The organism is Agromyces bracchium, assembly GCF_009709675.1.
GTDB classification, from domain to species: domain Bacteria; phylum Actinomycetota; class Actinomycetes; order Actinomycetales; family Microbacteriaceae; genus Agromyces; species Agromyces bracchium.
Genome location: NZ_WMLB01000038.1, coordinates 1 through 5,748, shown reverse-complemented (window position 1 = coordinate 5,748; position 5,748 = coordinate 1). Strand labels below are relative to the sequence as shown.

At 69.1% G+C, this 5,748-nt stretch carries 6 protein-coding genes and 2 pseudogenes; 4 read left to right on the top strand and 4 right to left on the bottom strand.

Annotation, left to right across the window (positions count from 1 at the left end; all coding sequences use genetic code 11):
* Positions 1 to 85, top strand: an 85-nt coding sequence (locus GJ743_RS16400; RefSeq protein ID WP_155052988.1) for an NAD(P)(+) transhydrogenase (Re/Si-specific) subunit beta, incomplete at its 5' end; no start/stop codon positions are given.
* Between the two features lie 33 nt (positions 86 to 118).
* Positions 119 to 274, top strand: a pseudogene (locus GJ743_RS20260) (IS256 family transposase); the annotation flags it as partial.
* A 365-nt stretch (positions 275 to 639) separates the two neighbouring features.
* On the opposite strand, the pseudogene GJ743_RS20480 reads toward GJ743_RS20260, so the two are convergent.
* The 4 genes and pseudogenes from GJ743_RS20480 to GJ743_RS16375 form a co-directional block, all read right to left on the bottom strand.
* Positions 640 to 913, bottom strand: a pseudogene (locus tag GJ743_RS20480) (transposase); the annotation flags it as partial.
* Positions 914 to 970: 57 nt separating this feature from the next.
* Entirely contained in the window at positions 971 to 1,606 is a 636-nt protein-coding gene (locus GJ743_RS16385) for a TetR/AcrR family transcriptional regulator (RefSeq protein WP_155052985.1), read from the bottom strand.
* Positions 1,606 to 2,856: an MATE family efflux transporter gene (locus GJ743_RS16380; protein ID WP_328289283.1), complete on the bottom strand. Its 1,251-nt coding sequence runs from the start codon at positions 2,854 to 2,856 to the stop codon at positions 1,606 to 1,608. Before GJ743_RS16380 ends, GJ743_RS16385 begins: the two co-directional genes overlap by 1 nt.
* A 99-nt stretch (positions 2,857 to 2,955) precedes the next feature.
* Positions 2,956 to 3,954 (bottom strand): phosphotransferase family protein, encoded by a 999-nt coding sequence (locus GJ743_RS16375; protein WP_155052983.1) that lies wholly within the window; start codon positions 3,952 to 3,954, stop codon positions 2,956 to 2,958.
* 180 nt (positions 3,955 to 4,134) lie between these two features.
* Here GJ743_RS16375 and GJ743_RS16370 point away from each other — a divergent pair, with 180 nt between their 5' ends.
* A complete protein-coding gene (locus GJ743_RS16370; protein ID WP_328289282.1) occupies positions 4,135 to 4,845 on the top strand; it encodes an MFS transporter in 711 nt (236 codons plus the stop codon).
* A 254-nt stretch (positions 4,846 to 5,099) separates the two neighbouring features.
* A complete protein-coding gene (locus GJ743_RS16365; protein ID WP_155052982.1) occupies positions 5,100 to 5,696 on the top strand; it encodes an EamA family transporter in 597 nt (198 codons plus the stop codon).
* The last annotated feature ends 52 nt before the right edge of the window (positions 5,697 to 5,748 follow it).

The following is a 5,748-nucleotide window of genomic DNA, read 5'->3' as shown; positions in this document are numbered from 1 at the left end:
GAACCCGCTGTTCTTCCGCGACAACGCCCAGATGCTCTTCGGCGACGCCAAGGAGCGGGTCGACGATGTTCTCCGCCACCTCTGACCACGGCGCAGCCAAGCACGTGCGACCAACGAGATCCCTTCGACGGCTGGCCGACCGTCGACCGCGCAGATCGCGGCTGAGTTGAAAGAGTCGGGTGCGTTGGGCGCCCTGTTCGCGAGGATCGATGCTGGCGAGGTCGGCCTGACCGGTGACGGCGGCTTCATCCCGGGCCTGATCAAAGCGACTCTTGGCGAACGTGTCCCGCACCACGGAGCGCCCCTCGCAGCTGTTGCACAGCGGGCAAGGTCCTCCATGACTCGGGCTGACGAAAAGCTAGCCACCGCCAACGTCGAGCGTCAATAGAAGGCTGACCGACATTGCGCTGCTGCTATCACTTGGGTGACACAATTGCACATCCTGTGCATAGATCGGGCATTGACGTGGGACGGCCACCCACCCAGGCAAAGACGCCAGTCTCGCTGCACGTAGCTTCCGGCTCCTGAATCGGTCTGACCTTCGTTCCTATCGAGTGCAAGTCCCGCAGCCGCCGACCTGTGATGTCTCGAGACATCGGTGACAGCTCTGCATGAGGACATCCGTGACGGTTCGTGTGTGAATCTCTTGAGGCATCGGATGATCTCGCGTGTGCTCAGGCCTTCGGCGGTGCAGCGTTCGACGTAGACGCGGTGGGTTCGTGTCGGCGCATGCGGACGATCGCGACGATGTAGAGCGCGCTGTTGGCTGCGCGGCCTCCGCTGCGGCTGAGTCGGTGTCGGCCGGAGGTTCGGCCGCTCGAGGCGGGTTGAGTGCGACGCCGCAGAGCTTGGCGAACGCCGCTTCGCTGTGGATGCGAGTGGCATTGTCGCCGACCGTGACGAGGGATTGGCCGGGCGAGCTCGTCCTGAGCCGCATCCTCGACGGGCCCGACCGAGTTGCCGGCGGAGGCTACATCATTGGGTCTGCGATCAGCACCTCCATCAGGCGGCGGTGAGTGCGACCGGCGATGTCGATGCCCGTAGGGTCCACGAGCCACTGGATCTGCAGTCCGTCGATGAGTGCGATCAGGTCGCGGCCGAATCCGTCCAGGTCCGCGGCGGGGCGGACCAGTCCGCGTGACTGCGCCTCGCGCATCGCCTCATCGATGTCATGCGCGAGCCAGCGGAATCGGTTCGCGATGTACGCGTATGCGGGATGGTCGGGCTCGGATGCCTCGGTCGACAGCGTGGCGAAGAGGCGCACGAGCTCGCGCTGCCCCTCGTTGTGGACGAGCACCTGCAGGAGGTGCCGGAGGTAGTCGATGCCGTCGCGCTTCGGGTCGGTGTCGCGGAAGAAGAGGTCCCCGTTGACGCGGTCGCGTTCCTCGAGCACGGCCGCCAGGAGTGACTCCTTCGTGGGGAAGTGGTGGAGGAGTCCGGCACGTGAGACGCCGCACGCTGCGGCGATCTGCACCATGCTCGCGCCGCGGTATCCGTGGGCGGAGAAGTGCGTGAACGCGGCGGCGATGATCTCGGCCCGCCGCCGCTCGCCCTTCGGCGAGGAACGGGTGGGTCGGGTGGGCGTCCACGGGGTGTCGGCGGGCATCACGCCTCCGAGGGTAGCGACGCGCGTCGTCGATCGCGGCGGAGCAGCCACCACGCCGCTGCGGCCGACACCAGCTCGCCCAGCGGGAGCGCGATCCACACGCCGAGCGGCCCGAGAAGTCCGAGCAGGAGCACGAGGGGGACCTTCACGGCGACGATCGACCCGATGGAGATCCCGTAGGAGATCGCCGGCCGCCCGAGCGCCTGGAAGTAGACGGAGACGAGCGGTGGGATGCCGGCGACGACGATTCCGACGGCGATGATCCGCAGCGCCGTGGCGGCGGACGCGGCGGCATCCGCCTCGTCGAGGAAGACGCTGACGAGGGCGTCGGCGCCCAGCGCGACGACCGCGGCCGCGATGCCGCCGACGATAAGGGTGGCCCGCGAGGCGAGCACCCGCGTGCGCTCGACGCGGTCATCGAGGAAGCGACCCGCATTGAACCCGATGATCGGCTGTATGCCCTGTGCGATGCCGGTCTGCGGCATGGTCACGAACTTCTGCACTCGTGCGCAGACCGCGTACGCCGCGAGCACGGCGGCACCCGCCGCGGCGAGCGTGGCGTTGACGAGCACGGCGAGCAGCGTGACGCCGATGCCTGCGAGGAACGATGGCGTGCCGATCGCGATGAGTTCGCGCACGGTAGCCGGGTGCGGTCGCAGGTGGGTGAGCCCGATCCGGTACGGGCGGTCCCGGCGGAGGAAGAAGAACCAGACCGCCATGCTCGCCGAGACCGCTTGCCCGCCGATCGTCCCGAGCCCCGCGCCGACCACGCCGAGGTCGAAGCCGAAGATGAGGATCGGATCCAGGATGATCTGCACGAGCACTGGGACGACCCACAGCATGGTGGAGAACAGCATCCGCCCCTCGGCGCGGACGATCGCGGAGAACCCGGTCGCGAAGATCGCGCCGCCGATGATCACCGTGCCGTACGCCTGCGCATCGGGAAGGGTCGCGTCGGTCGCGCCCATCAGCTGCAGGAGGGGTGTGAGGAACGCGAGCCCGAGGATCGTGACGGCGATCGCCGTCGCCCAGTACAGCGCGAACGCGGTTCCGGCCGCGCGCGCCGCGGACGTCGGATCCCGCCGTCCGAGCGCTCTCGACACCACCGATGCGCCGCCGACGCCGACGGTCGTGGCGACCGCGCCGAGCAGGAGCAGGAGGGGCGCCACCAGGTTCACCGCAGCCAGTGCGGTCGCGCCGACCCCGCGGGCGACGAACCACGCGTTCGTCAGCGCGTAGACGCCATACACGCCGACCGACAGCGTGGTCTGGGAGCAGGCCCACCACAGCAGCCGGCCGACGGGTTGCGTGCCGAGCTGATCCGGCGCGTCCAGCCACGGGGCGTCCGGTCACGACACGACGGGCGCGCGCCCGAGCGCGGCCAGGAGTCCGTCCAGCTCGCGGCGGCCGAAGTCGTAGACCTCGGTGTCGGTGTGTCCGCGGTACTTGGTCTCGACGATCATGATGACCGCGAGGTACAGCGAGTAGAGGCGACGCCGCGTGCGCTCGTTCTCGGTGAGCGTCGTGATCCCGAACCCGGCCATGAAGTCCGTCGGGTCGCCGAACGCCGCCATGTCGAGCCCGGTCAGGCCGGCCTCCATGAGGGGGTCGCCGTACACGGCGCGCTCATGGTCGAGGATCGCGACGATCCGCCCGTCGCGGATCATCGAGTTCTTCGCCCAGAGATCCACTTCGACCAGACGCGGTTCGGTGACCTCGTCGAGCGTGTGCGCGTGGGCGGCGACCACGGCCCGGATCTCGTCGGGATCCCAGCCCAGATCGATCCCGACCCGCTCGCCGTCGCGGAGCGTGTCCTCGATCATCCTCGAGAACGCCTCGCGCCAGCTCGGCGATCCCGCGCCCAGGATCGGCCCGAAGTGCGGCCCTCGCACCGCGTTGATCTCGCGGTTCAGCGTCCCCAGCTCGCGCATTCCGGCCGCGACGACATCCGCGCCCAGGGCGCCGGCGTCCGCCGTGCGGCCGAAGTTGTCGGCGTCGACGTACTCCATGAAGAACAGGTCGGCATCGACGATCTCGTGCGTGAGGTCGACGTGATCGACCCGGGGGACCGGAACCGTCGTGAGTTCGGAGACGAGGCGCATCACCTCGAGCTCCACCCGCATCATCCCGATCTCGCGGGTCAGGACCGGCACTCCCGCGGGCGGGGCGATCTTCAGCACGACCTGGCGTCCGTCGCGCAGGCGGATCCGATACGCGACGTTGAACCACCCCTCGGTCATCTCATGCGCGAAGTCGTCGCCGACGGGGACCTGGTCGACCCCGTACGCGCGCCCGATCAGCCGGCGCAGCACCCCGGTGGACTGGCGGTTCTTCGTCGTGCTCTCCATCGAGCCTCCCTCGGATCATGCGCGTGAGAGCGCTCCCAAGCAGCGAGGCTAGCACGAACCGACATCCATGTCGGTTTTGTTCCGTCCCGTCACGCGGACTTCCGTCGCTCCTTCCCTTCCATTCCCGTTCGGGGCGATGAAGGAGAGCAGGAGGTCATCACCAAGGTCTACGGCGCCGGCGTGACGACCGACGACCTGCTCGCCGCCGACGAGGGCGCGGGAGCCAAGGTGAGCGTCCGCGACCTGCTGCGAGGCGGGTACGGCAAGCGCATCGCCTTCGTGACGCTGTTCTGGACCTGCTCCATCGTGCCGCTCTTCGCCGTGTACGCCTTCGGTCCCGCCATCCTCTCGGCCCTCAACATCGGCGACGACCTGGCCCACATCGGCGCTGCCGTGATCACCGTGATGTTCCTCGTCGGATGCCTCGTCGCCGTGGCGCTCGTCGAACGGATGGGGCGTCGCCCGCTCATCATCCACAGCTTCGTCTGGGCCGGACTCGCCCTGCTCGCCCTCGGGATCTTCCCGGGCGCCAGCACCATCGTGATCCTCGTCCTGTTCGCCGCGTACGCCGTACTGATCGGCGGCACGCAGATCATGCAATGGGTCTACCCGAACGAACTGTTCCCGACCGAGGTCCGCGGATCGGCGGTCGGGCTCGCCTCCTCGCTCAGCCGCATCGGGGCCGCCGCCGGCACCTACCTCGTGCCCATCGCGCTGGCCGGCATCGGGATCGGTCCGACGATGATCCTCGCCGGAGCGATCACGCTCGCCGGCGCGGTCATCTGCATCGCATGGGCGCCCGAGACGCGAGGCAAGACGCTCGGCGAGGCTGCCGCGCTCACGCCTGCGAGCGGCCGACGGAGCGCCCGCAGGACGCTCAGCGCGGCTTGAGCACCCTGTACGCATACGGCTGGGGTCGCCGCACCCGCGCGACCCCAGCCGCGGGCGACCGATCGTCGACGCATTCGACAGTATTTCGGAGGAGGTGACGGGGACCGGGCCACTGCCCGGCTCCCGACGCGATGTCGATTCTGGAACGATCCGCGACGTCCCCGCTCGCGCAACCGCGACGAGCGGTCGCGGCGCGCGCCGGCCGGCCCCTGAACGGCATCGTCTGGTCCCTGCTGGCCAGCACGCTCTTCGGGGTGATGTTCTACGTCTCCGGCGTCATCGACGCCTCGCCCGAGGCCGTCTTCGCCTGGCGGATGCTGATCACCGCCGCCTGCTACGCGACCGCCCTGATCGGCCGATCCAACCGCCGCGCGCTCCGCGGACTGGTCGCCGCGCTCACCGCAACCTGGTGGTCCCCGCTCGTGCTCGTGGCCACGAGTGCCCTCGTCGGCGTGCAGATGTGGCTGTTCGCCTGGGCCCCGGCCCACGGATACGGGCTCGACGCCTCCCTGGGCTACCTGCTCCTGCCGATCGCGCTAGTCGTCATCGGTCGCGTCGGCTTCCGCGAACGCGTCTCGAAACTCCAGTGGGTCGCCGTCGGGATCGCCGCCGTGGCCGTCGGGATGAACCTTTCTCTCACCGGGGCGGCATCCTGGGTGACGTTCACCGTCTGCATCGGCTACGCCCTCTACTTCGCCATCCGCAGGAAGGCGCGGCTCGAGGGCGCCGCGGCATTCGGCGCCGAGGTCGCGCTGCTGGCCCCGGTGTCCATCTGGTTCCTGTTCACGACTGATTCGGCCTGGGTTCCGTTCCTATCGGTTTCCCTGTCCGGCGGTTGCCGCCAGGCCTGATTCTTGGTCAGCGTAGTAGGCCTGCTCGACCTCGATCGGGGTGCGCAGGTCG

Excerpts from the sequence above, each read along its gene's own strand:
- GJ743_RS16385 (WP_155052985.1), bottom strand. The coding sequence starts at position 1,606 with ATGCCCGCCGACACCCCGTGGACGCCCACCCGACCCACCCGTTCCTCG.
- GJ743_RS16375 (WP_155052983.1), bottom strand. The coding sequence starts at position 3,954 with ATGGAGAGCACGACGAAGAACCGCCAGTCCACCGGGGTGCTGCGCCGG.